We start from the raw sequence: 26,818 nt of genomic DNA on the forward strand, positions 1-26,818 counted from the left end.
AAGGTCATACCCTCGTCTAAGCTTTTAAGAACTTGCATACGAAAATCTAGTGAGTAAGTCATGGTCTTTATAATAACAATTGGGTTTGATAATTAATTTATAACACTTTTAGGTGTGCTTAGCTATAAAATGGCTAAATTTTATCCCTCACAGTGTAAAAGGTGACAAGCTCTAAACCTGAAAAAACTTAATATTACTGCTCTGTCAAATCACTTTTATCTAGACTGATTTGTCGCTTTCTATGACGTCGATTACCTCAATGATGACCGACTTAACGACCACTTTACTGTGTGGATGCGTGATTCAATATGCCTTCTCGTTCTCAATATGCACTGATGTCTTCCAAAGACAGAAACATGGTGTTGTTTATCTGTTTTAGCAGTGCCGTCGCCTTTTTTGATTTTCTGATTTATTTATATATCTCAGATATTGTGGCGACTGCGTTTTTCCCTGTAAATAGCGACCCCAATATTGCTCGATTACAAGGGCTTGGACTTTTTGCCATTGGTTACTTAGCGCGCCCATTCGGCGGTGTCATCCTTGGTCGCTACGGTGATATCCATGGTCGAAAACCGATACTGCTCATCAGTCTGCTTGTCAGTGCGCTCAGCTTATTGGCAATGGCCTGCTTACCGACTTATGCACAGTTGGGATGGCTGGCACCTGCCTTATTTATTTTATTGAGACTTATACAAGGGATGGTGTTTGGCCTTTATGTCCCGCTGGCTTGGGCGTTTGTGGCTGAGCATGTACCACGTCAGTATTTATCGGTTGCCTGTAGTTATGTGACTGCCAGCTTTTTTGTGGGTGTTTTATTCTCCAATGCGTTCTTTATGTGGCTGTCTAACGTTATGACCACAGACCAGCTCACTGGCTATGGTTGGCGGCTGCCATTCTTGGTCGGCGCTGTGTTGAGCTTTCTGCCATTATTGGCTTGGCCATATGTAAAAGAGACGCCTTTCTTTATGGTCATGAAGAACACCAGACCGAAAGATTATGTTGCAAAGCCGCTTTCCTTGCTTTTTAAGCAATGCAAGCACGCCGTATTTATTGGCATGATGTTGACACTCATTATTTCTAGCATTACCAGCGTTATTGTGATTTTACTACCAGATTTAATAAAGTTGCGCTTTAATTTAGACACCGATTTGTTTGGTTTTTCACACAGCTTAGGCATTGTATTTATGGTTTTTGGCTGTGTATTTTATGGCATTGTGTCCAATTATCAGAATTTTGGTAAAGTGCTTGCTGCAGGCTCTGTCTTACTCATCGCTATGATTTTTGCTTTCTTTTATCACTTGCAAGCAGGCGGCGATTACATCCTAATCATGTACGCTCTATTAGGGTTTTGTGCGGGTATTATCGGTATGATGCCAGCCATCTTTGTGCAGCTATTCCCAACCAATGTGCGCCTCACTGGAATGGCGCTTTGTTATAATGTGACCTATGGTATTGTTGGTATCTCAATTCCCTTTGGACTTGGTTATGCCACGACACTAGTGAGCTTCTCCCCCGCTTTATACATTGCATTTATCGGCTTTATCGGTATTATCATTGGTCTTTATTTTTATAACTTGCCCGAATTCAAAAAAATTGACCACATTATTTAACGTTCAGCTACCAACACAAATTTATAAACACCCAAATATTCAAAGAGTAAGGCTTCACATTTATGGTTGATATGAGCAATAAACGACTTTCTGTTGCCCCTATGATTGATTGGACAACGACGGACTATCGTTACTTTGCGCGGCTTTTTAATCCGCACGTTTTTCTTTATACCGAGATGATTAGTACGGGCGCGTTGATACATGGCAAACGCGATCGGCACCTGCGCTTTGATACCCTTGAGCATCCTTTGGTGTTGCAGCTTGGTGGTGCAGACAATAGGGAAATGACACAGTGCGCAGAGTTTGCCCAGCAATATGGCTATGATGAAGTCAACATCAATGTTGGCTGCCCATCAGATCGCGTGCAACATAATAAAATCGGGGCTTGTCTGATGGCTGAGCCTGAGACGGTTGCAGACTTGGTCAAGCACATGCAGGCAGCGGTCGATATCCCCGTAACCGTGAAACATCGTATTGGTATTGATGACTTTGACAGTTATGAGTTTATGGTGGACTTTGTAGAAAAAGTGGCAGCTGCAGGGTGTACACGTTTTATCGTTCATGCGCGTACCGCATGGTTAAAAGGTCTTAGTCCGAAACAAAACCGTGAAACCCCGCCGTTACGCTACGAGGATGTTTACCGCCTCAAACAAGACTTTCCAGCACTGGATATCGAGATTAATGGTGGTATCGATACAGTGGCTGACATTGAAGCGCATTTGCAGCACGTAGATGGGGTGATGATTGGTCGGGCGTTTTATCACAACCCTTACTTGCTAGCGGAAGCCAATAGCTTATGGGGCGCGCCTGCTCCCAAGCGCTCAGAGATTTTAGCGCAGCTGTATCCTTATCTAGAGGAACAAATCGCTAAAGGTGAAGCGCTGCCAACGATGACACGACATTACTTAGGTTTGTTTCAAGGGCTGATGGGTGCTCGTAAATGGCGACAGGCTTTGAGCGGTAAGCCTGAGCTCACGATAGCTGACATTAGATATGCTGCCGATGAAGTCTTGGCGTTAAATCCTGATGTGTGACTAAGCTAATATGGAACTGTGTATATTAGCTCAAAAAGCTTAAGCAACTTGCGCCAGATACTGCCACATAGCAACGCCATTATTAATGGTATGTAGTAGTATCGGCAGCAGCAGCGAGCCTGATTTAAAACGTGCATAACAAAATATCAATGCCAACACCACAATGGTGCTGATTTCATAGATACCATACTGCACATGAATAACGGCAAATATCAAACTGGTCACGATACTGGCAACGACTGCCCCGCGCAGCTGTGAGTGTGATGAATCTTTGGTATCGGTATCCGTGATATCGGCAAACTGCTCGGCAATGGCTGACCATAATAGTCCGCGAAATATCAACTCTTCATAAAAAGGCGCAATGACCACCATCGCAAACACCAATAGCCACACTGAGCTAACAGATTGGTATAAAGGATCGACGAATACCAATGGTGTCTCGCCTAATAAATACGTCAGTATCTGACTGCCTATCATAAATATCAATAGCAGTCCGAGCATTCCCATACCCACTGCTAATGAAAATGGCTTTATTGCCAGATAGTGGCGTATCTCACCACCTCTGATACGAATCATCAGCACACTAATAGCAACTAACAATACACAGCCAATGATGATAGAAAGACTGACGACTGTCCCATCATTACTGCCAAAATAGAAAATATCAGCCGCCGTCGAGTTTTTACCAGCCGGCAATACAAGCTTACCAGCGACATAAACCCCAAGTAATTGGCTGATAAAAAACGCTATCACTATCACTATCGTCAGCACAACCGCACCCAAGCGTGAAAACAACGGCGTACGCTTGACTGATGGCACTGCATCATTTTGTGAAGATGTAGAAGAGTTTTTTAGCATAATATGGTCACTTAAGACGGCAGAATATCAACTCACCTATTTATTAGGTCATAGAGCTAATCATTAGCCATTACTTTTTAGTTCTTGTCTTTACATAGCTATTTTTTTAATTGCTGTCTTTTAGTTGTTGTTTAATCAATGATAATACTTGCTGTGAGACCGATTCTGGATGCTCAAGTGGGAACATGTGACCGCCTGCATGAGTTTGATAAGAGATACCCAGTCGCGATTTAACTTGCTGCGGAAAACGACGTTTTAAAAACAGACTCTCTTCACCGATAATCAAAGTAACTGGCACCTTAGGACCACGATTGGGTGCGAGCCAATACCAAGATGGGTTGGTACGGAATACCGCCACTTCACTGGCTTTAGGTATGGCCAATGTCACCTTGCCGTCTGCACGCTCATGCAAACCATGCTCAATATAGCCTTGAAAACTGCGCTCATCAAAATTCTTAAAAAGGCCTTTATGGCGCATCTTCTCATAGGCATCTGCTCGACTGTCCCAAACATCACGGCGACGCTTCGATATTCCAGATGGTGACAATGCATCCATTAAGCGATTGTTCATCAATGGCAATCTGTCTAGTGTTTTTGCCAGATGCCACATCAAACTGGTCTTACCATAAATCCATGGCGGATCCATCAGTACTGCTTGAGAAAAACACTCTGGCGCCCGATACAATGCCTGCAGAGTACACATCGCTCCGAGCGAATGACCCACTGCCACCACTTGGTTAACACCATGCTCATCACAGGCGCTTTTTACGCTATCGATGATTTGTTGCGTCAGACTGCGCCAATGGTCATCCACTGGATAATCAGGCGTGTCTCCCAACATCGCAATATATTCGATGGTAAAAAACTCTGCTAACCCCTCAAAGAAAGGCTGATACACGGCGCTTGGCATACCATTGGCATGAGCAAAGTGCAGAACAGGCTTATTGGTTATAGTCGAGACAGGCAAAGCGGCAAAGGTCTGTAAATTGATTTCATCACTCATAACAGGCTCTCATTGGATTATTATCAAATGCGACATACAATTAAGGCTGAGCATATGGATACGCTCAGCCTTAACAATCATACACCGAAAATCTAAAACATAAAGCGTTTAACGCATCTGCGCATTGCCGTTTTCTTGCGGTAAGACATCAAGGTTGATACTTGACCCAACGCCTGCGCCCAGCTTAACAGCAAAGCGATCCATGAATAATTGGAACGGATCTGTTGGGCTATAGTTAACGACATTTTCAAGCTCTAACTGCTTCTCTAAACTTGCGATGCTACCTTTCTTGTCTGCTAAGCCGAGCTCGATAGACTGCTCACCTGTCCAAAACAACCCTGAGAACAATTTGTTTTGCTCAGGATTTTTCAAACGGTCGCCGCGACCTTCCTTCACTGCATTAATGAAGTGCTTATGCGTATTTGCCAGTACTTTTTCGACATGGTTTTCTTCATAATCAGTCAATGGGCGTGACAAGCTTAAAATATCTTTGTATTCACCCGCGGTAATGGTGCGGTCTTCTACACCGACTTTGTCCATTAAGCCTTCGATATTATAGCTTGGCATAATCACACCGATAGAACCCACCAAACTTGATGGATTGACATAAATCTCATCTGCTGCAGAAGCAATATAATAAGCGCCTGAGGCACCGACATCACCGATGACAGCATAGAGTTTTTTGTCTGGATATTCTTGACGCAAGTCCATCATTGTTTGCCAAATCTCATCAGACTGTACTGGGGAGCCACCAGGAGAGTTGATGTCTAGCGCGATGGCTTTTGAATTTTTGTTTTCAAAGGCACGAGTCAAGGCTTCATTGACATCATAAGCATTGGCCACATCGCCACTACTGATGACACCTTGCAGCTCAACCACGGCCAAATGCGGCTTACTGGTATCAACACCCTCTAGACCCGTTGGGGCTTTGCTGCTGCAACCACGGCCTAATGTCAAAAATATCAATAAAATATAACCAAAGGTCAATAATTTAAAAAAGATACCCCAACGACGGGCGCGGCGTTGCTCAACCACACTCGCCAATAGGGTGTTTTCTAACAATCGCCATTCTTGTCCGCTCGGCTGGCTTGGCTGCTGCACAGGCTCATTTGACGAATTGTCAGGACGTTTGTTAGGGTTTGGTGGCCAGTTGGGCATATAACTTCCTAATTCAGAAACACTCTAAAACGAGATAAAAAACAAAGTAAGTAAAGCGCTGATTTTCACACCAAATGCTTCAATACTCACCTATAGTAATAGGCTGATAAGTATGGTGGTATTTCCATCAGGGTACAATAGTATAACTGTGAAATATCACTATATTGTAACGCTAGCAATATAAGCGCTATTTTTGAGGTGCGATATCAATACTAGTGTTAAAAAGATACAGCACGAGAAGATTTTTTATTTGAAGACAAAGTCGCTCAAGCTATTTAATCGATAGTGAACGCCACCTCTAATGGCTTATCATCATGAGTGACGATATCATTGACTCTTTGCTGACTGATTATATCAGCAGTGGTATGCGATGCGCTATGACCAAGCCAGGTACTATGAATAAAACCTATACTGTCGTCAGAACATAACAGTGACCACATCTGCCACACGCGCTGATGTGTATCGGCACTCAGAATGATGCGTGAGTGCGATGTCTCAGATTGATAGCTTTGTTTTTTTGCATTTTTTGCTTGGAATTCCGGTGCTTTTATTTTCAGTGTTTCAGTATCTGGCGCTTGGTTTCCTAACGTTTTATGACCCAGTGGTTGAATATGATGGGAGCCTGCTGTTAATGATTGGACGGTAGCAGCTGATGACTTCAGTGGCGCAGCGGCATTATATTTTACTATTTTTATAGGCGACTCTGTATCAATCGCCACCGAGCAATCCCAAATGCTTGCATCGTTTATCTTACTCCACCCTGTCATTGCCTGTATCGATAAATGTGCATCTAGTTGCCATTTTTTGCCCTGCTCGCAACGTTGCGCACTGATAGTCGACACGTTGTTAGATTTGCTGACTGTTTGATATGATTTTTGCAGGGTAGACCATCTATCGCTGCGCCCCGCTTGCCAGTACTGGCCAATAGGCAGATGCTGATTTAGCTGTAACACTGTCATGGGCAATAATTCAGACGCATTTGCTTGAAACATATTTTGCTTATTGTTCTTATTGAGTGTGTCACTTAAAACCGCACTGCTACTCTGTACTATGATGCCCTCTACGTTATCAACTGATAAGCTGCCCAATTGCTGCTCTAAAGTCGCGGACAGTACATTTACGGTTAGACTAGTGGCCATTGTTCTTGAACCTTTCGGTCGGTGGTCAGCCAAAAACAGCCAACTGACACTATCTTCACTAGCACCATCGTTGTTCGTAATGGGATACTTTAACAAGCTGGCACTTATATACTGGTCACCTGTCGGCAAGATATAGAGAGTCGGTATCGTCGTTAATGACTGTTGATTGGCATATACCGTCATCATGAGTAGTGTCAAAGGTGGCAATGTTAGCCAGCGACTGATAAACCCTCGTGGTAATAGCCAAGGCAAGATGCTGAGTAACATCATCAGCACTATTGCCATGTTGATGGGAGTATAAAGCCACGCTTCAGATAACACCGGTAATGACGTCAGCCAATGAATCAGCTTGTGTAAGGCTGCGACGATAGCACTGACCAATGCCCAGATAGCATCAGCGACAGTCGGTGAAAAAAGATAACACAGACCTGCCAATAGGTTCAGCGGCACAATGACCCATCCAAACAATCCAATGGCAAATAAGTTGACGATAAGTCCCCACAGTGATGCCTTGCCAAATAATAGTAAGGTAATGGGCAATAGCGTGATAAAAAGCCAAAACTGTAGCTTGAATACACGCTTGGCTATTATCCAAGCTTGTGTCCACACGACATTTTTTGTCTGGGTGCTGTGAGCGAGTCCTAGCGATTTTGATACGAGTATTGGCTCTGACGCGGCTGACTCATGGTGTTTATATGAGCCGTCATCATACTTGAGTAATAGTGCGACTGCGATAAATGACAACCAGTACCCTGCTTGCCACAATACATAAGGATCGTGCCATGCCATCAGCACTGCCAGCGCCAATAGCACACGCATAGTGCTAACTGGCAACAGCGTTAAGCGTACCAAACCTACCGCTAACAGCATCCAAGCAGTGCGCGCGGCAGGCACATCAAACCCTGTAAATAACGCATAAATAAAAGCAGCGCCAATCATTACCCACCAACGTATTTGCCAACGCGGCATATGGCGATACGCTGCTGTATAAAAACGATTGAACAGCAGTATCACTGTGCCCGCTAACATAATGGCCAAAAACAATACGTGGGTGCCTGAAATAGCCAGCAAGTGCGAAATACCAGCCAATTGATACAAATCCTTGGTATCACGATTGATAAGACTGCGATCGCCAGTTAATAAGCTTAAGGTGACAGCTTTCGCTTGTTGCTCGGCTATACTCTGCGTCCCCCAATCCTGATGAAAATGCTGCCGTAATTGCCAACGTCCTTGATCAATGCGCGTACGAAAGCGTTTAAGGTAAGAGTGAGAGGAAGACGTTGATGTTGGTGACGCTACGTTGAAAACAGTCGATTCGCTAGTCGCCAATATAGTCGCTACCCCATCGATATGACGACCTCGTAACCAGCGATAGCTGTCAAAACCAGATGGATTGTTTACCGCCTGCTCAGAAGTAGCCAGTGGTGCCAGTGTCAAACTCATCCACAGCTGATCGCCAGGCTGTAGGTCATTTAGACTGGTGAGATTGCTACTGCTCAATTGCTTTTTAGTTGTACGTTTTGGATAAGCACTCAGTAAAATACGATGCTTACTCCCTATGCCATTAGCTTTATTAATATCATCATATGGATTATTTTTGCTTAGGCTATTTTTATTATCTGCTACATATTTAGCAGCTTGTTTATTCAATTCTTGAGCTGACAGCTCGGACACCAATGGAGATATGCGGCTGATCGTCGCCACTTGTCGATAGCCGCTATTTGAGGCAACATCGTAGACGCTATCACTGATTCCTTCAATAGTAACCAGTGCTTGCACGCGCATACTTTCAGTGATTTCTGTAGACTCGGCCTGTTGGTGGCTGACCAATGCTTGCAGCGCACTAGCAACAATCAGCCCAATTGCCAATATAACAACTAACACATACCTAAAAAGATGAAAGAAGCGTTTATGTTTGTGATTGGGTCTATGAGAGAGATTATTTGATGGGTGACTGTCTGTGACAGCAGGTATATTATAACTGGCAACAGCCATTAGGATAAAACTAAGCAGTATCAGCACTAAGGGCAAGATTGGCGCGCTACTACTATTTATAGACAACAAGTCAGTCGGTATCGGCATACTGCCTGCGACCGCCAACACGCCCATCATAGCGATAATAATTAAACTGCCAATCAACCAGTACACCAGCACTCCTTGCTTGATGGTCTGAATACTAAAATACCACTCAATAAAGTAAGTTTACTATCACAGCCTTATAAAGTGATAAAAAGACTTTTTATTTTTTACTGCAAACCACTTCAACTATGCCGACTGACACGTCACGCAATAGCATTTATATGACTATTACCCTATACTAATCAGACATATTGCGATGATGGTGATCTGACATCATTATCCTATATCTTCAATGAAAATTTTCAGCCTATTTTTTTATTATTACCATAACTTTATATCAGCCCATCAATACGATTGAGCGGGCTGCAGTTAACGATTAAAGGCAATCCTGTGCCCCAAAAACGTCTAAAAGACCTACTCCCTACACCAGAGAAAATCCTAGAAAGTCGCACCTTAAAATTGTTCGCCCCACATTTGGCTGATCCACGCTTATGGCACTTTAATCGTCATAGCCTAAATAAAGCAGTCTACATTGGTGTGCTCAGTGCGTTTTTTCCATTGCCAGGACAGATGCTACTAGCATTGATTGGCTCGCTGATTTTCCGTGCCAATGTTCCTATGGCGCTTGGTCTCACTTGGATTACTAACCCACTTACCAGCCTACCGATATTTTACGCAGGCTATTATATCGGTGCCAAAATTATGGACGTGCCGATGATTAGCTTACGACTAATCGGGCGAATGATTGCTGATTTTAGTTTGTGGGCTTTATCAGATGGCGCCAACCCTTTTATTACCTATAAAGGCACTGTCTCTATCGCTGCATTTTGTCTAGGGCTGACGATATTAGCGATTGTTAGTAGCATAATCTGTGGACTGACATTTAAAGCCATTTGGCGCTATAAAACTGTCGTTAGTTGGCAAAAGCGCCAACAAAGAGCTGATGATAAAACGCCTAAGTCTTAATGTAAGCCACAGATATAAACCAAAGCCTATTTAGCTTGTTTCATCACAGATATAGGCATAGGTATAGTTAGACCAGATTATTCATCTTCTTTGCTGTTCTCTATCGCGTCAATAATAGTATCCGTAAAGCCACTGTCCATTGGTATGATTTCAATAATCTCTTCGTTTTTAAATAGCGTATAGCGCTTACCCGTCGCACTGTCCTGAACTTTTAAATCATAGTCCACACCAGCCAAAGTAATCGCATCAAACACAGGCGTTAGTAGCTCTATTTGTGCTTGTCTATCGAGGGTCTCAAACAACGTAGGATCGATATAAGGTTGTAGCGGCTCATTGCCCTCTTCAATACTGCCAAAGGCAGCGATTGGGTCATCGTCTTTGTTCATGATATTTACCTTTGAAAAAATGGATAAGGCAACCAATGCCCTCTTATCCATAAAAGTATACGTTTAGTAATCTTCCCAATGCCCATTGCGTAGCAAGAGCTGACGATCTGCCAACGCCGCCAAATTACGGTCATGTGTCACCATAAGCAGGGCTGTCCGCATGGTGCTCTGAAGCTCAGATAATAGCCCAAAGACACTTTGAGCGTTATCGTAATCCAAGTTACCTGTCGGCTCATCTGCTAATATAAGGGATGGCTTGGTGACTAGTGCACGAGCAATCGCCACACGCTGACGCTCACCACCTGATAGCTCACCCGGTCTGTGTGCCAAACGATGCTCAAGACCAACGCTTTCTAAGATGGCAATTGCCTGATCTCTGGCTTCAGTCGTCGATACTTTTGGGCGCATCAATAGCGGCATCGCGACGTTCTCAATCGCGGTGAACTCTGCTAATAGATGATGAAACTGATAAATGAACCCTAAATATTTATTACGCATCGCACCGCGTTCAGTTTCGTTCATGTTATTTAACAATTTACCATGTAACCAGACCTCCCCACTGCTAGGCGTATCAAGGCCTCCGAGCAAATGCAGCAATGTACTTTTACCAGAGCCACTGGTACCAACGATGGCGATGCGCTCGCCAGCATGCACTGTCAAATCTAAGCCAGTCAATACCTGCGTACTGACTGCCCCTTCATCATATATCTTATTGATGTTTTTTGCCTCTAAAATGGCAGACATGGTGTTTCCTTTATTTTATTTATACTGGTATTGATACTCTATGAACGAGTTATAAGCGTCAGCATCTATTTTTATTACACCTACCGTATCTTTAATAGACGCTAATCACAATATGCCGTTATGTCGCCTAATCACAGACTACTCATAACGTAGCGTTTGTGCTGGCTGAATCTTCGCCGCACGGCGTGCTGGATAAATAGTCGCCAAAAAGCTCAGCACAAATGATGCACCGGTAATCAGCACCACATCAGTGACACGCAGTTGTGATGGTAGGTAATTAATAAAATAAGCATCGAACAGATTTAGACCAAAGCTTTGATTAATAAAGCCTAAAATATCACTGACCGTTAGCGCAAATATAACGCCCAATATCGTACCAGCGATGGTTCCTATCACACCAATGACCACGCCTTGTACCATAAAGACTTGGGTAATCAAACGCGGTGAGGCACCAAAGGTTTTTAAAATCGCAATATCAGCTTTTTTATCCGTGACCAACATAACGAGGCTTGAGACGATATTAAAAGCCGCGACTAGAATGATTAAAAACAACAGCAAGCCTACCATGGCTTTTTCCATTTGAATGGCGCCAAACAAATTACCGTGCGTCTGTGTCCAATCACTAGGATATAACTTTTCAGGATCTATAGCGGCCGCTTTTTGCGCCGCCATTGGTGCCTGAAAGATATCATCGAGTTTCATGCGTACGCCCTGTGCACCTTCTGGTAAACGCAATAGCTTTGCCGCATCGCCCATAGGAATAAAGGCCATCAAACTGTCGACTTCTGGGCTAATGGTAAAGATACCTGTCAAGGTAAAACGCTTAAATCGCGGAATCACACCAGCAGGTGATGGCGATGCCTCTGGCAATACCAAAGTCACCTTATCGCCTAACTGTAGACCAAGCGATTGCACCATCTCTTCACCCAAAACAATGTTGAATTCACCGCTTTGTAAGGTATCAATATTCCCTTCAATCATACTTTCATTGATGATAGAAACATTTTTTTCGTACTCAGGTTCAACACCTGTGACCATTATCCCTGCAACCTGACCATTAGATGTCAGCATTCCTTGCAACTGGATAAATGGCGCAACAGCGGCAACTTCTGGATCTTCTTTAATCTGACCTGCCAATTGCTGCCAGTCACCAATAATTTCAGAAGAGACCACCGTCGCTTGTGGCACCATCCCCAAAATGCGGGTTTTTAGCTCGCGATCAAAACCATTCATCACCGATAGCACCGTAATCAATACGGCAACCCCAAGCGTCAAACCAATCATTGAGATTAGCGATATGAAGGAGATGAAGCCATTACTACGCTCTGCTCGGGTGTATCGTAAGCCGATAAATAACGCTAAAGGACGAAACATATTCAAACTCTTTATCTTATCTACGTGCGACTCTATATAGGTAGTCAAACGAGTAGCGGCACAGGTATCGTATTTTATATTTATACTGACACCGACCCTCCCACATATAAATCGAACAAAAAAACAGGGTTTCAGACAAGCCATACGCAGCTGTCAAAAGGGAGCTAGTTTGACACAATTTGTCTTATATGTGCCAGTCATTAGCGAAAACTGAACGGGTTTTTTGATAAAAAACTGGGTTTTGTTATTATTTTTTATGAGGGGCTTGCTATTACTTGCGTCAATACCTATATATTGTATGCTAAGGACAATTGTCATTAACCCCTCATTGTTGTTTGTTGACCCTTCGCTCATGACATGGCTATCTATCATAAACCAATTTTGTGAAATATGGGATGATACATAACCAATCGTCGCTTTCGGTCCAAACCTCATGCTGACTTAATTTTGAGTAATTCCATGACCATTAATTATCAATATAAAAACATTCAATCTCCTACCAAAATCGCGTTGACCGACGAGCAATCTGCCGGTCATGCCGATCATTGGCGCATTTTGACGGACGACATGAGTAATGACGTCCCAGAATGGCTACAAAAGATGATTGAGCAGGCCGCTATGCCTAAAGGCCTCAATAGCAATGTGAGCGCTCAAGACAGCTGCTTACTATTATCTGAAGATCAGCCATGCCATATCAATCAAGTACTAGCGATGAAAGACGGTAAGCCTGAATGCTTCATCAACGCCTATCCTTGTGTCGATAGCCCTTATGGGTTGAATTGTAAAATTGAGCGTATCATCGCCAATGACAATTCACACGATGCTGTCCTGCGCCTGCGTACGTCTGATGGCAGTATCATCTATGCCTTTGACCAGCTTTATACGCCCAACCGTCATTTATACCAACAAGACACCGCTTATTTTGTGAATTTTAGCGCTTGGGCACATGAGATTAAGCTAAGCCAACAAAACGAAGTTATCATGGTAGAAGATGAAGAATCTATTCGTTACCATCGTGCTTTTAATGACATCGTTGCCGCCAATGATGGAAAAATCCCAGACGATTTACAAGAACAAATCAGCGTGTGGAAACCTGAAACCAAAGAACAAATGGCACCCGTTGAGATTAATCTGGGTCATATGTGCGCCTATCTGTTCGGCGATACCTTGGGGCAGGAAGATGAAGCGTGGTGTCAAGGTCAGGTGCTAGGCAAGCAGGACACCGTTTTTAATGGTAAATCTATCATCCTGTTTGATGTGGTGATATTGCGTGAGCAAGATGCAGACCCTTTCGTGGTACGTATCGGTGCGCTCAACACTGCCGAGACCGCATCAATCAACGTCCACGACTATGTACAGGCGAACGTTTGGTTGCAAGCCGCCATCTACAAAGAAAACCAGCAAGAGGCAGCCAAGCAATCTAAAGCCAGCTAATAAAATCGATGCAATCTAATGAAACAAGACTCTAATCCAGTAAACTGATGATTGTCTCGCTGTTATGACAGTTGAATGTTTGAGCAAATAAAAAGCCCCTAAGTAATTAGGGGCTTTTGTGTATCTGAGTTAATTGTATATCAATGGCTTGAGTACAAACCACTCAGTATAAGATTAAGCCATTGTCGTCATTGACTTGATACTACTATACAGCTCTTTTTGCTCAGCGCTTGGACGAGCCGTTTGTACTGCCATCAACTGTGACATATCGCCTTCAACACGAATTTTGCCGCTCATAAATGCACCCATGATTTCGTTGGTATCAAAATCAGTGATGATAGATTGCAGAATCGCACGGTCTAATAGCAATGTTGTGGTCGCATCACTGCTCAAACCACGATGTAATAGACCATTAGCGAAATTGGCTTCGATGTCTTTGTCAGCGTCAGATACTTTTAAATTGACGACCATGTTTGATAGTGCTGGCGGTAAGTTTAGCTCACCCGCTTCCTGACCCATCTGTTCAACTTGCTCAAACCACTCATCTGTCAAAAAAACTGCCATGTTATTATCCTTAATGAATATTAGATTAGCTTAAGTGCGGTGAAACCCTCTACCACCCTAGCCTGATTGGATACCAACCAGTGATGTCGATATCATTCAATTGAGTATCACTGAGTTAAATACCCTCTTATAAAAGCGCTGTTGATAGCGTGCGTACAAAATACGCTGTTACCGGTTATGTTCAGCCTCATTATAAGGGGCGATTCGATGATAAGTAAAACCTATTTAGAGCACATGTGCAGCAATTGTTACAAAAAGACTGGCAATCTTATCCCTACATTTAGCAATGAATTGTTTACTATCCATAAAAACTGCCACTTTTCTAGCAAAAGACCTCCCTAGAATAGTGGCAAAATTGAGTATAAAATAGCCAGACAACATAGTGATAATAAGTTGTTCGCTAAGATTTTTACCAAAGAGTTTGTATTTTGGCGCATAGTTCTGATGATATTTAATTAGGATTGCGTTACAATACCCTTAAACAGAGTCGGGAGTTTTAACTAAACATTACGTAAACATGTTTTTTTGTCAGCCGCCGCTAGCATACGTCTATGGTCAACGTGTTTTTATATGATCTATGGATATTGGTATCTATCTTCATTAGTACAGATTTTGGTAATAATTAAGATAAATACTTAGCCTCATTAGATGTTTGATGCTCAGACACGGCGCATACGCTTATTTACCTAGACCGCTCTTAACAATCCTACTATCGATGAGCTGTTATAGCGAAAGCCTAGATTGATAGTTAATAGTGTAATGGCGATAAGCGAGCCAAAAAACAGCATGTACCGCACTTACTATCTGGCTCTATTTTTATGATGCAGGTAGCGCGGAGAGTTAGTTAATTCTGTTGATAATTCGGGCTGTAAAGGAATCATCCAATGAGTTTACAAAACACAGCAGTCGCCCCAGTGGACCGTGAGTACGAAATTACTGTCGTAAGATTTTTTACGATAATGGCCGTGGTATGGGGCATCGTCGGCATGAGTATTGGTGTGTTCATTGCTTCACAGTTAGCATGGCCAGCACTAAACTTTGACATTCCATGGCTGACCTTCAGTCGTCTAAGACCGCTACATACCAATGCGGTCATTTTTGCGTTCGGTGGCTCTGCCCTGTTCGCAACGTCTTACTATATTGTCCAGCGTACGTGTAAGACAAGGTTATTTGCGCCTTATCTGGCTTGGTTTACCTTTTGGGGTTGGCAAGCGGTTATCGTAGCAGCCGTTATTACCCTTCCTTTAGGTTTAACATCAACCAAGGAATACGCTGAGCTTGAGTGGCCTATCGATATTTTGATTGCATTGGTATGGATCTCTTATGCCATCGTTTTCTTCGGTACGCTAATCAAACGTAAAACCTCACATATTTATGTGGCTAACTGGTTCTTTGCAGCTTTTATTATTACGATTGCACTACTACATATCGTAAACAGCATGGCGATTCCTGTTAGCGCGTTCAAATCTTACTCGCTGTTTGGCGGTGCAACTGATGCCATGGTGCAGTGGTGGTACGGACATAACGCGGTAGGTTTTTATCTAACGGCAGCTTTCCTTGGAATGATGTATTACTTCGTTCCAGTACAGATTGGTCGTCCTATTTATTCTTACCGTTTGTCTATCGTTCACTTTTGGGCATTGATTGCTTCATATATGTGGGCTGGTGGTCACCATCTGCATTATTCAGCGCTTCCAGATTGGACGCAGTCTTTAGCAATGGTCTTCTCTATCATCCTATTCGCACCATCTTGGGGTGGTATGATTAACGGTGTACTAACGCTATCAGGTAGTTGGGATAAGCTGCGTACCGATCCAATCATTCGCTTTATGATTGTGGCATTGTCATTCTATGCGATGTCGACGTTCGAAGGCCCAATGATGTCTATTAAGACGGTGAACGCCTTATCGCATAACACTGACTGGACAGTAGGTCACGTACACTCAGGTGCGCTTGGCTGGGTAGGTATGATTACTATTGGTTCGCTATATGTACTATTACCTCGTATTTATAACAAACCAAAAATGTACTCAATCAGCTTAATCACTACGCATTTTTGGCTAGCGACTGCAGGGACAATCTTCTACATCGTATCTATGTGGATCTCGGGCATTGGTCAAGGCATGATGTGGCTTGCTACCAACCCAGATGGTACTTTGGTATATAGCTTCGTTGATACTGTTGAATTCTCGCATTTCCCATACATTGGTCGTGCTTTTGGTGGCCTATTGTATGTGTCGGGTATGTTTGTGATGGCTTACAACTGTTATAAAACATTCAAGATGCCAGAAGGTAAGCCTGTAGATGTCGCTGATCCAACGGATCATGAACCTAGTGTCGAAAAACCCTCGACAGCTAACGTATAAGGAGCGATCATGGCTGGTACACCGCATGAAATTATTGAAAAAAATACAGGCTTGTTGGTCATCGGTATCGTTATTGCTATTAGCTTTGCAACGCTAGTTGAAATCGTACCACTTATTTATGATAACAAGGGTCCTGAAGAAGGTGGGGTGAACGCTCCCCTTCCTTCTATGGAGCCATGGACTGCACTAGAGTTCGAAGGTCGTGACATCTATATTCGTGAAGGCTGTCACGTTTGTCATACCCAAATGATTCGTCCTCTACGTGCTGAAGTTGAACGTTACGGACCTTACTCACGTGCTGCTGAGTCAACGTGGGATCACCCATTCTTATGGGGCTCAAAACGTACTGGACCAGATTTGGCACGTGTTGGTGGACGCTACTCTGAAGATTGGCAAAAGCAGCATCTGATCAATCCTCAGTCGTTGGTACCTGAATCAGTTATGCCTGGTTTCCCTTGGCTTGCAACCAACGAAGTCAATGGGTCAAACGTTCAAACGAAAATGCGTCTATTCCGCGATCGCTTCGGTGTTCCTTATACTGAAGAAGATATCGAAGGAGCTCCCGATGCTGTTCTTGGTGCCACTGAGCTTGATGCTCTTGTTGCCTATCTACAACAGTTAGGCACCGCGATGGAAGGACAGCGCTAATGGGTATTGGTGAATTACAAACAATTGCGACCGTTTCTGCCTTTGTTGCCTTCGTAGGTGTTGCATGGTGGGCGTATTCGCCAAAAAACAAAAAACGCTTCGAAGAAGATGCACAACTTGCGCTTGATGACGAGGATATTAAGTCTCTGTCTGAAGAGCAGCGCAATAAGGATAAACGATGACATTTTTTTGGAGTTCTTGGATTACCATACTAAGTATCATGTGTTGGGCAGGTATTCTTGGTGTCTTACTGATGGTATTGAAGTACAAACCAGAACTAGAAGAAGACGGTACCACAGGCCACGCCTATGACGGTATTAAAGAGTATGACAAACCGTTGCCTAAATGGTGGTTAGTGATATTCTTTGGTTCTATTGTTTGGGCAATAGCTTATTGGATTTTCTTTCCAGCTATATTCCCTAAACATTGGGACGGACTTGCGACCGTAGAAGTCGATGGCGAAACAGTACCGTGGACCTCTAAAAACGAGCTTTATAGCGAGCTTGAGAGTAACAACAAGGTATTCACGGATAACTTTGAACAAAACATTTTGGCTAAAGCAGATGCCAGCGGTGCAACAACGACGCTAGCGTCTCTTGCTGACATGCAAGCGACCATGCGTCGTAGTGAAAATCCGCCAGCTGACTTGCAGACGCAAATCGACCAAAAAGTTGCAGAGCTTGCTCCTTATGTTGAGAAGCTATCTGAAAATCCAAATGCCTTGAAAGTTGGTAGCCGTTTGTTCTTGCAGAACTGTGCTGTTTGTCACGGTTCAAATGCTAAAGGTGCTTTAGGCTATCCTAACTTGACTGACAATGATTGGTTATATGGTGGCGCACCTGAAAACATCTTGACCACGCTACATAATGGTCGAATTGGTGGTATGGCAGCATGGCGTGATCAGATTGGTGAAGATGGCATACGTGCAGTGTCTGATTACGTACTATCTATCTCTGGTAATCAGCAAGGTTATGATCTTGACCCAACTCAAGTTGCTCAAGGTGAAGTGATATTCAATGAGCCTACCAACTGTGTGCTGTGTCATGGTAATGATGCTAAAGGTATGATTTCTACTGGCGCACCAGATTTGACTGATAATATTTGGTTGTATGGTGGTGATCGTGAAAGTATCCGCGAAACCTTGCGTTATGGTCGTGCTGGCGTCATGCCTGAATGGCAGACTAAACTAGGTAATGAGCGTATTATGCTGCTTGCTGCTTATGTTTACTCACTGTCAGACAAGACTGCCAAACCTACTATGGCTGCTGCTCCAGCTCCTCAAGCAGCAACGGCAGAAGTAGCCACTAACTAAGATGCTTTAGTCAGTCGCTATACTATTAACGGATAAGTTTTATAAAGGGAGGACTGTTATTGCAGTTCCTCCTTTTTTTATACATTGATATTAAAGGTTTTATTTAACATAGCATTATCTAGCATTCAACTGGTGCACTCATATTTACCCTTATATATTGATTGCTTTTTGAGATTATCCCCCCATTTATAGTAGGGAGGATGCTAAAATAGTGGCACTAAAAAACGCTACCGTTATTTTGGTTTAGCGCATTGCTACAGATTTTCACCAAGCTATTTACAATCGATCATTTGGTAGACGGATTAGCGTCTTTTATAGACAATCCCTTCTCCACTACTTACTGACATTGATAACATCGCACATTCATACATCTTATTATTAAAGGTGTTTGTTCATCATGCCAGCAGACTGATTCTTTTTTTAAAGAGGCACGTTTATGTCAGCACAACAACCCAATAAAATCCCTGTCGTCGAAGTCGATCTTAACGCCAATAAGAAACGTGTGCATCCCAGGTTCGTCACCGGATTTTATCAAAACATCCGCATAATCAGTATGTATGCATTTTTGGCTTTATTTTTGATTTTACCGTGGCTACGCTATAACGGTAGGCAAGCAATCTGGTTCGATGTGCCATCGCAGCATTATTATATTTTTGGTATGACGTTTTTGACCCAAGATTTTTACTTTATTGCCGCCTTTGCGCTTATTGCTGCTTTTACCTTATTTATGGTGACCGTCTATGCAGGACGGGTATGGTGTGGTTATGCCTGTCCACAGACCATTTGGACGCATATGTTTCAGTATGTCGAAAAGCTGGTCATTGGCGATCGTAACAAGCGCATTAAGTTCGACAAAGAGCCCATGAGTGCCAAAAAAGTCTTTAAGCGTTCAGTGGTCTATTTTATTTGGTTTGTGTTCTCAATGATTACCGCCACGACCTTTGTCAGTTATGTATCGGGTACAGAGGCGTTATATCAAAGCTGGCAAATGATAGGGGTTATCCCCTTCCCTGATTGGTCAACGTGGATATGGGTATCGGTATTTATTTTTGCCTTCTCAACCTACGTCAATGCAGGCTATATGCGTGAGCAGATGTGTGTGCAAATCTGTCCTTATGGGCGCTTCCAGAGTGTGATGTTTGATAAAGACACCTTAATCGTCTCTTACGATTATGAGCGCGGTGAGCCTCGCGGCGCGCGTAAAAAAGGCACCAATCCTGAAGATTTAGGTGACTGTATCGAATGTCAGATGTGTGTGCAGGTCTGCCCGACTGGTATCGATATCCGTGATGGTTTGCAAGTTGCCTGTATTCAGTGTGCCGCCTGTGTCGATGCTTGTAACGAGATTATGGACAAAGTTGGCTACCCGCGTGGGCTGATTCGTTATACGACAGAACGCCAACTGGTCGAGAAAGAGCCGAGCCGGGTATTCCGCCCGCGCTTTTTCGCTTATTTAGCGTTATTGACTGTACTATGTGGCGGTTTGGTCTATGCGCTGACTGACCGCGTACCGCTAGAGATTGATATTCGTCGTGACCGTAACCAGTTGTCGTCTGTCAATCAGCAAGGCATGATTGAGAACAGCTATATCGTTAAACTGACTAATAAGACACAAGAGCCTCACACTTATAAGATAACGCTTGCACCACAAGATGGCTTAAGCTTAGAGCTGCGTTTCAATGACGTACCGTTAGAGGCCGGTGAAAGCTTTGATATGCCCGTCAGTATCTATGGTGATCCTGATGTGATTGAGTTTGGACAAACGCCCATCACTTTAAATGTAAGCAGTGAAGATGGTCAGTATAATGTCAGCAAGCAAAACGTCTTTACCACTCAAGGCCAGTAGCTTTTAATCTTCATGCAGCTTTTCGTTTTTATGAGAGTGTCATGTTATTGAGAGTCTGGCTGGAAGATTGCTATATAACCCACTTGTTGGCACGCAGCCAGCAAGTGCGGGATTTATTATGAAACTGGCAGCATTAAGCCGCCAGATTATCCGTTGATACCATTTATAGATATCTCATAAGTAGATTTTTATAAATAAGTATCTGTTTAATAGGTATTTTATGTCTACTCCAGCACCGAACTTTAAGCATCAAGATACTCAGCCATGGTACAAGAACTACATGGTGGTTATCTTTGTGATTGGCATGCCAGCTGTGGTCGTTATTGCCTGCATCTGGTTTGTTTATTATTCTTATCAAATCCGTGACAGTGTGGTACGTGACGACTGGTATATGGATGGCAAAACGCTCTACCATGACGTATCACGTGACAAGCTTACTTATGATTTAGACTTGCATGGTCAGATGCAGTTCGCTGACAATGGCGATATTGTATTTTATCTAAACTACCCAGAACAAAGCTTACAATCAGGCAAGTTATTAAACGGTGAGCCTGTCACCTATCCTGATACACTGGCGCTGTCTATCTCCCATGCGACCGATATCAAGAAAGATCGTGATGTCGTACTAAAACACCAAGAAGCCAATAAATACAGCGCGAATGTAGATATTGACCCAGTAAAAGCCAAGTACTACTTACAAGTAAGCAATGATGGTAAGGATGATTGGCGCATGCAAGATGTGGCAAAACTACCACGCCCAGAGGTGAGTTTTGACCCACTACCTGTCTTTTCAGAAAGCTAGCTGATATAACACGTTTGGCGCACAACCAACGTCTTAAAACAAAAAAACCAGCCATTAAATAATAATGCGCTGGTTTTTTTGACTTTTTGTGCTGCTTTTCGAATAGCACTTAATCCTATAAGACGATCGAGTATTCAAATAACGGGATTGATCGTTGGAATCTTCTGTGTGGCTCGATGGCTTTCTGTCGCTGTATCCGTACGCTGCTCACTAGCAAATTTTGGATTGAACGTTTGCGTTTTTGGCGATACTGGTAAGCCGATTTCAGCCAAGCTCTCAGTCTGACCCGCTTGGATATTGTCTCCTTCAAACAACCGTTCGTTGTCATCACGATCAAGGCTTAACCGTTCAAAGTCAAACAATTCACGATCTGCTAATTGTGATGGAGCCACGTTTTGCATCGCTTTAAAGATAGATGCTAAGCGCTGTGGGTGCGCATCATCCCACTCACGTAACATGTCATTGATAATCGCGCGTTGCAAATTGGTTTGACTGCCACATAAATTGCAAGGAATGATAGGAAATTCTTTTAGTTTGGCATACTCGATGATGTCTTTTTCTTCGACGTAGGCAAGCGGACGAATAAGCAGGTTTTGCTTGTCATCGCTGAGCAGTTTCGGTGGCATAGATTTAAGCGCGCCGCCATGAAATAAGTTTAAGAAGAAGGTCGCGAGCATATCATCACGATGATGACCCAATGCAATTTTGGTAGCGCCAATCTGTTTGGCAAAGCCATATAAAGAGCCGCGACGTAGGCGTGAACATGCAGAGCAATAAGTCTTACCTTCTGGTACCACGCTTTTGACAATGCTATACGTGTCTTTTTCTAAGATATAGTGAGCAATGCCCTGCTCGTTTAGATAAGCTGGCAAAATATCCTCAGGATAGCCTGGCTGCTTTTGATCCAAATTAACGGCAACGATATCAAAGCTAATCGGGGCAATACGCTTGAGGAGTAGCAAAATATCAAGCAATGTATAACTGTCCTTACCACCTGACACGCAAACCATCACCACATCGCCATCTTCAATCATATTGAAGTCACGAATCGCCCAAGATACTTGGCGGCGCAGCTTTTTTTGTAGTTTACGAAACTCTGCCGTTTGTGTGGGCTCTGTTGGTGCAACGGTATCATCAGACTCTATGCTGTCTTGTTCGCTGTCTAAATCGTAAGCATCTAAGGTTAAATCAGCTGACGTATCATCAAGCTCAGGCATGGTATTTGGCGTAAACATGGTCGCTACGGTCATAAGTTACTCAATATCTTTACAGGGTTTATAGTGCTATAAATCACTTAGCAAGGAAGCCTTAGCATCAATGCGTGAAAAGCAGCGATTATAACAAATTTTGCTAACAGATTGAAAAGATGACATTAATTTATCAGGCTAAATGCTAGCGTGTGTCCTCACTTCAGTCCAAAAATATCTAAACGGGCAAAAAACACCTTTACGTTTCTGTAATGGTCGTATTTTTGCTAAAATAGCCGTTTTGCGTAAAGCATTTCGTGAACCAATAGTAGACATCATTATGACTGACGTTACTCCGCAACAGCCACCAAACAATCAAGCAGCCAATGATACCTTAAATGCCATTCACAAAACCCAAAATGCCGTCGTGCTTCTATCAGGCGGGCTTGATTCGGTGACCTGTTTGTATTGGGCAAAGGCGCGCTACGCCTCTGTAACGGCGGTCAGTTTTAATTATGGTCAACGGCATAATAGCGAGCTTGTCGCAGCGAAAACCATCGCTGAAACCGCAGGGGTCAATCATCGTATTATTGATATCGATATCGCTCAACTTGGCGGCTCTTCATTGACTGATCACAGTATGATTGTCCCTGACGGTGATACCGATAAATTCCCTAATAAAAAGCGCGATGAGATTGATAACGACGCCATTCCCAATACTTATGTACCCGCGCGTAATACCATTTTCTTGTCTTATGCGCTGGCCGTGGCCGAAGTCACTGATGCCAACCATATCGTCATCGGTGTCAGCTCAGTGGACTATTCTGGATATCCCGATTGTCGTCCAGAGTATATTGCCGCCTTTGAGCACATGGCCAACCTTGCCACCAAAGCTGGGGTTACAGGTCACCACCTCTCTATTCAAACCCCATTACAGCAGTTATCAAAAGCCAAAACCATTGAGCTTGGCTTGTCTTTAGGTGTCGATTACGGGCAGACGATTTCTTGTTATCAAGCAGATGCTAATGGGTTGGCTTGCGGCGTTTGCGATAGCTGTGCGCTACGTCGTCAAGGGTTCACACAGGCGGGCGTTGACGACCCTACCCATTATCAATCTTAATAAACACTAGCATTAAATTTATATGAGCGAATAATAGCAATCAACATTGGCGAAACATTCGCTTGCATTAACACAGCATGTCGCCATTGTATTTTAATTACTATACTTGCTATGGTATGAGCGATTGCATTTATCACAAGACATAAATCATGCTATTCAACGCCTAGCGCTTTATTGACGTATGAATCCATAAATGATTTCATACTGCGGTGAATATCAGGTTTATAAAACGGACGCCATCTGTAAGAGGATACTTATGAAGTTGTTGCCAGTACTACCCCTAGCCTTAGCTGCCATCTTTGCCCTACCACAAGCAAACGCCACTGATATTAAACAAGACAATATCAACACTTGCGTCAATGGTGCGGTCAAATATAAAGTTGCTAACAAGAGCGATGCCACCAAGCTATGTAATTGCACCATTGGTGTCCGTAGCAATATGACCATCGGCCAGATGTGGGAAATTGAGAGCTACGCCAAAGATAAAAAAGACCCTTCAAGCCTACCTTATGTCAAAAAAATGCAAAAAGATTTGCAACAATGTACGGTTGGCTTAGACCTAAAGCAGCCACAAAAACCTGCTTAATCTAACACTTGCTCAATATATAAAAGACTGGTCATTACCAGTCTTTTTTGTTGACGATGAATAGGCAAAGTGTAAAACTGATTATTAATTTCTGCTAATCTGCCTATAATAAGAAAACAGAATATATTATCAATCTGTAGTCGATACACTATAGTTAATACACTTTAAAAGTGACATAGCGCAACTGGGATGAATTTTGCGCAGCCTCTGGGAGCGCAGCACGCAAGTAAAATTTATACCAGTAGCGCGTCTAAATCTATAGCAGTTTTATTTTTAATTGACTATATAGACAAAAACCTACATAAACAAAAACGAATAAGGATTTTATAATGGCAAAGCCAACCACAGAAAACATCAGCCTACCTGACTTTCCAGTGACTATTGTAAGAGCGCTGGACGGCCACTTCCTTCATGATGAGATTAACCTACAAGAAATGGTCGCCAATACTGACAAAGGGCTGATTTTGTATTTTTATCCAAAAGACAATACGCCAGGTTGTACCACCCAAGCGACAGAGTTTACTGCTCATCTTAACGAATTTGATGACTTGGGCTACGATATTGTCGGTGTCTCACGTGATAGCGTTGAATCTCATGAAAAATTCATCACCAAGCATGACTTACACATCTCATTAATCAGTGATGCTGACGAAAAACTTTGCCAGTATTTTGACGTCATTAAAGAAAAAAACATGTACGGTAAGATAACGTTAGGTTTGGTGCGCTCAGCATTTGTATTTGATAAAACAGGCACATTGACCCATGCTCAGCGTAACTTGCGCGCCAAAGGTTATACCGAGCGTTTGCTTGAAACGTTAAAGCCTTAAGTATTGACTGAGGTATTAGATGACGTGAAATATAACGCATATAATAAATAACAATCCCCTAATAACTTGAAAATAATATGAATAAACAGTCTGATACTCATACTGACAATACTGAGAACAAAGTCACTCGCAAAGTCTCTGTTGCCGTAATCGGTGCAGGCACTGCCGGTCAAAATGCCTTTCGTCAAGCAAGCAAAACCAATGATGACGTTATCATCATCAATGATGGATTTTGGACAACAACCTGTATCCAAGTTGGTTGTATGCCAAGCAAGCTATTAATTGCAGCGGCCGATCGTGCGCACGAGACCAATCACTCTGCAGACTTTGGTATTCATGCTACTGCTCAAATCGATGGTAAACGAGTGATGGAGCGTGTCCGTGAAGAACGTAGTCATTTTGCCAGCTATGTCAAAAAGCAGGTCGAAGGATGGCCTGAGGATAAAAAAATAGACGGCCGTGCTCATATCAATAAACAAGGACTCATTGAGGTGAATGATGAGTTAATAGAAGCTGATAAAATCATCGTCGCTACGGGTAGCTCGACATTCATTCCAGATGGTTGGGCCCAGAAGCTTGGCGATACCATGATAACCTCTGATTCTGTTTTTGAGCTAACTGACTTGCCAAAATCACTGGCCGTGGTTGGTGCTGGCGCCATTGGTCTAGAGCTGGCACAAGCCTTCACTCGCTTAGGTGTCGATGTCACTTTATTCAACCGTGTCAAACGCGTCGCTGGCTTAAAAGACGACGACATTAGTGATAAAGCCATTGACTGCCTGAGTCGTGAGTTAACAATGCATCTAGGCAGCACCATTAACAATGTAGGTACTCATGTAGCTACTACAGACAATACCAAAAATGCAGCAGCCAAAGACCATTCAGGCACTAAAAATTCAACAGCATTTATTGATTATGAAGACAGTGCAGGCGAGACACGCCAGTGGCAAGGTGAATACGTGCTCGTCGCTACCGGGCGGCGCAATACGGTAAAGCAGCTGGGCATTGAGAACTTAGGTGTCGAGCTTGATAAAAAAAACCGTCCAAAAAACCTAAGTAAAAAAACTGGTCAGATTGGTGACCTAAATATCTATATCGTTGGTGATGCCAATGCAAATATCCCTTTGTTACATGTGGCCAGCGATGAAGGATACAGTGCTGGTAATATGATTTGTGGCAATCAAAAAGATGCCTATATACGTCCGCCTGCGATTCCTTTTTCTATCGTGTTTACTGCACCGCAAATCGTCAATGTCGGTATGTCTCTACCAGAGATTCAGCAAGATTCAGATTTAGAATACGTCATTGGCAGTGTCAGCTTTGATAATCAAGGTCGCAGTCGCGTGATGGGTGTCAACTGTGGCTTGTTACATATTTATGGCTGCAAAAAAACCGATAGAATCTTAGGTGCTAGCATGGTGGGTCCGGATGCCGAATACATCGGTCATATTTTGGCAACCGCGATTACCAATGACTTGAATATCAAAGACATGCTTGATACACCTTTTTATCATCCTACAATATTAGAAGGTTTGCGGACCGCTCTACGCGACGTGCAACATAAAATGAAGATACCTTATCAATATAGCGACACGCAGGAAGACAGCTTTTAGAATAGTTTTTAGACAGTGTGTCTCAGATAGAATTTTTTGGTGGTGTATCAAAAAGTATGCTGGAGTAATAAAGGGAGGGTGACAGTCAAAGCAAGATGATATATTTGAGGTTATGAAGACACAAATACAGATCAATTGCCCCGACTGTCACAGTCCCAGTTT

Annotated in this window: 23 protein-coding genes; 14 read left to right on the plus strand and 9 right to left on the minus strand. The window is 43.1% G+C overall.

Annotated elements, in window-relative coordinates; genetic code table 11:
- The first annotated feature begins 308 nt into the window (after positions 1 to 308).
- Together QL919_RS13035 and dusA are read left to right on the plus strand one after the other, a co-directional pair.
- Positions 309 to 1,610 (plus strand): MFS transporter, encoded by a 1,302-nt coding sequence (locus tag QL919_RS13035; protein WP_290189913.1) that lies wholly within the window; start codon positions 309 to 311, stop codon positions 1,608 to 1,610.
- Between the two features lie 62 nt (positions 1,611 to 1,672).
- Positions 1,673 to 2,644 (plus strand): tRNA dihydrouridine(20/20a) synthase DusA, encoded by a 972-nt coding sequence (gene dusA, locus QL919_RS13040; RefSeq protein ID WP_290189914.1) that lies wholly within the window; start codon positions 1,673 to 1,675, stop codon positions 2,642 to 2,644.
- A 39-nt stretch (positions 2,645 to 2,683) separates the two neighbouring features.
- Here dusA and QL919_RS13045 read toward each other — a convergent pair whose 3' ends face one another.
- The 4 genes from QL919_RS13045 to QL919_RS13060 form a co-directional block, all read right to left on the minus strand.
- A complete protein-coding gene (locus tag QL919_RS13045; protein ID WP_290189915.1) occupies positions 2,684 to 3,502 on the minus strand; it encodes a CPBP family intramembrane glutamic endopeptidase in 819 nt (272 codons plus the stop codon).
- Positions 3,503 to 3,608: 106 nt separating this feature from the next.
- Complete coding sequence (locus tag QL919_RS13050; protein ID WP_290189916.1) at positions 3,609 to 4,505, minus strand: alpha/beta hydrolase; 897 nt, start codon at positions 4,503 to 4,505, stop codon at positions 3,609 to 3,611.
- A gap of 108 nt (positions 4,506 to 4,613) precedes the next feature.
- Complete coding sequence (gene sppA / locus QL919_RS13055) at positions 4,614 to 5,663, minus strand: signal peptide peptidase SppA (RefSeq protein WP_290189917.1); 1,050 nt, start codon at positions 5,661 to 5,663, stop codon at positions 4,614 to 4,616.
- A gap of 275 nt (positions 5,664 to 5,938) precedes the next feature.
- The gene (locus QL919_RS13060; RefSeq protein WP_290189918.1) at positions 5,939 to 8,950 is read right to left on the minus strand and encodes a ComEC/Rec2 family competence protein; all 3,012 of its coding nucleotides are present in this window, start codon (positions 8,948 to 8,950) and stop codon (positions 5,939 to 5,941) included.
- 321 nt (positions 8,951 to 9,271) lie between these two features.
- Between QL919_RS13060 and QL919_RS13065 the strand changes: the two genes are divergently transcribed.
- Entirely contained in the window at positions 9,272 to 9,847 is a 576-nt protein-coding gene (locus tag QL919_RS13065; RefSeq protein WP_290189919.1) for a DUF2062 domain-containing protein, read from the plus strand.
- A gap of 77 nt (positions 9,848 to 9,924) precedes the next feature.
- Here the strand turns inward: QL919_RS13065 and QL919_RS13070 are convergent, their stop codons facing one another.
- The 3 genes from QL919_RS13070 to QL919_RS13080 form a co-directional block, all read right to left on the minus strand.
- Complete coding sequence (locus QL919_RS13070; RefSeq protein ID WP_290189920.1) at positions 9,925 to 10,233, minus strand: hypothetical protein; 309 nt, start codon at positions 10,231 to 10,233, stop codon at positions 9,925 to 9,927.
- 63 nt (positions 10,234 to 10,296) lie between these two features.
- Positions 10,297 to 10,977 carry a lipoprotein-releasing ABC transporter ATP-binding protein LolD gene (lolD, locus tag QL919_RS13075; protein ID WP_290189921.1) on the minus strand — a complete coding sequence of 227 codons (681 nt, stop codon included), beginning with the start codon at positions 10,975 to 10,977 and terminating at the stop codon, positions 10,297 to 10,299.
- A 138-nt stretch (positions 10,978 to 11,115) separates the two neighbouring features.
- Positions 11,116 to 12,351: a lipoprotein-releasing ABC transporter permease subunit gene (locus tag QL919_RS13080; protein ID WP_290189922.1), complete on the minus strand. Its 1,236-nt coding sequence runs from the start codon at positions 12,349 to 12,351 to the stop codon at positions 11,116 to 11,118.
- A gap of 459 nt (positions 12,352 to 12,810) precedes the next feature.
- On the opposite strand from QL919_RS13080, the gene QL919_RS13085 reads away from it, so the two are divergent.
- Positions 12,811 to 13,785 carry a hypothetical protein gene (locus QL919_RS13085; protein ID WP_290189923.1) on the plus strand — a complete coding sequence of 325 codons (975 nt, stop codon included), beginning with the start codon at positions 12,811 to 12,813 and terminating at the stop codon, positions 13,783 to 13,785.
- A 174-nt stretch (positions 13,786 to 13,959) separates the two neighbouring features.
- Here the strand turns inward: QL919_RS13085 and QL919_RS13090 are convergent, their stop codons facing one another.
- A complete protein-coding gene (locus QL919_RS13090) occupies positions 13,960 to 14,349 on the minus strand; it encodes an SCP2 sterol-binding domain-containing protein (protein ID WP_290189924.1) in 390 nt (129 codons plus the stop codon).
- Between the two features lie 884 nt (positions 14,350 to 15,233).
- Here QL919_RS13090 and ccoN point away from each other — a divergent pair.
- The 6 genes from ccoN to QL919_RS13120 all read left to right on the plus strand — a co-directional run bounded on the left by ccoN (position 15,234) and on the right by QL919_RS13120 (position 21,323).
- Positions 15,234 to 16,715 (plus strand): cytochrome-c oxidase, cbb3-type subunit I, encoded by a 1,482-nt coding sequence (gene ccoN, locus QL919_RS13095; RefSeq protein ID WP_290189925.1) that lies wholly within the window; start codon positions 15,234 to 15,236, stop codon positions 16,713 to 16,715.
- 9 nt (positions 16,716 to 16,724) lie between these two features.
- The gene (gene ccoO / locus QL919_RS13100) at positions 16,725 to 17,363 is read left to right on the plus strand and encodes a cytochrome-c oxidase, cbb3-type subunit II (protein WP_290189926.1); all 639 of its coding nucleotides are present in this window, start codon (positions 16,725 to 16,727) and stop codon (positions 17,361 to 17,363) included.
- Positions 17,363 to 17,545 carry a CcoQ/FixQ family Cbb3-type cytochrome c oxidase assembly chaperone gene (locus QL919_RS13105; protein ID WP_010199605.1) on the plus strand — a complete coding sequence of 61 codons (183 nt, stop codon included), beginning with the start codon at positions 17,363 to 17,365 and terminating at the stop codon, positions 17,543 to 17,545. The genes ccoO and QL919_RS13105 overlap by 1 nt, the downstream gene beginning before the upstream one ends.
- The gene (gene ccoP, locus QL919_RS13110; protein WP_290189927.1) at positions 17,542 to 18,675 is read left to right on the plus strand and encodes a cytochrome-c oxidase, cbb3-type subunit III; all 1,134 of its coding nucleotides are present in this window, start codon (positions 17,542 to 17,544) and stop codon (positions 18,673 to 18,675) included. Before QL919_RS13105 ends, ccoP begins: the two co-directional genes overlap by 4 nt.
- A 436-nt stretch (positions 18,676 to 19,111) precedes the next feature.
- The gene (gene ccoG / locus QL919_RS13115) at positions 19,112 to 20,521 is read left to right on the plus strand and encodes a cytochrome c oxidase accessory protein CcoG (RefSeq protein ID WP_290189928.1); all 1,410 of its coding nucleotides are present in this window, start codon (positions 19,112 to 19,114) and stop codon (positions 20,519 to 20,521) included.
- A 220-nt stretch (positions 20,522 to 20,741) separates the two neighbouring features.
- On the plus strand, positions 20,742 to 21,323 hold the full coding sequence (locus QL919_RS13120) for a FixH family protein (protein WP_290189929.1): 582 nt from the start codon (positions 20,742 to 20,744) through the stop codon (positions 21,321 to 21,323).
- A gap of 134 nt (positions 21,324 to 21,457) precedes the next feature.
- Here QL919_RS13120 and ttcA read toward each other — a convergent pair whose 3' ends face one another.
- Entirely contained in the window at positions 21,458 to 22,573 is a 1,116-nt protein-coding gene (gene ttcA / locus QL919_RS13125) for a tRNA 2-thiocytidine(32) synthetase TtcA (protein WP_290189930.1), read from the minus strand.
- 340 nt (positions 22,574 to 22,913) lie between these two features.
- Here ttcA and queC point away from each other — a divergent pair, with 340 nt between their 5' ends.
- The 4 genes from queC to QL919_RS13145 all read left to right on the plus strand — a co-directional run bounded on the left by queC (position 22,914) and on the right by QL919_RS13145 (position 26,656).
- Complete coding sequence (gene queC / locus QL919_RS13130) at positions 22,914 to 23,630, plus strand: 7-cyano-7-deazaguanine synthase QueC (protein ID WP_290189934.1); 717 nt, start codon at positions 22,914 to 22,916, stop codon at positions 23,628 to 23,630.
- A 256-nt stretch (positions 23,631 to 23,886) separates the two neighbouring features.
- Positions 23,887 to 24,216 (plus strand): hypothetical protein, encoded by a 330-nt coding sequence (locus QL919_RS13135; protein ID WP_290189931.1) that lies wholly within the window; start codon positions 23,887 to 23,889, stop codon positions 24,214 to 24,216.
- Positions 24,217 to 24,545: 329 nt separating this feature from the next.
- Positions 24,546 to 25,043, plus strand: coding sequence for a peroxiredoxin (locus QL919_RS13140; protein WP_290189932.1), 498 nt, complete (start codon positions 24,546 to 24,548; stop codon positions 25,041 to 25,043).
- A 77-nt stretch (positions 25,044 to 25,120) separates the two neighbouring features.
- Positions 25,121 to 26,656, plus strand: coding sequence for a dihydrolipoyl dehydrogenase (locus tag QL919_RS13145; RefSeq protein WP_290189933.1), 1,536 nt, complete (start codon positions 25,121 to 25,123; stop codon positions 26,654 to 26,656).
- Positions 26,657 to 26,818: the final 162 nt, after the last annotated feature.

Source organism: Psychrobacter sp. APC 3426 (genome assembly GCF_030408035.1).
Lineage (GTDB): Bacteria > Pseudomonadota > Gammaproteobacteria > Pseudomonadales > Moraxellaceae > Psychrobacter.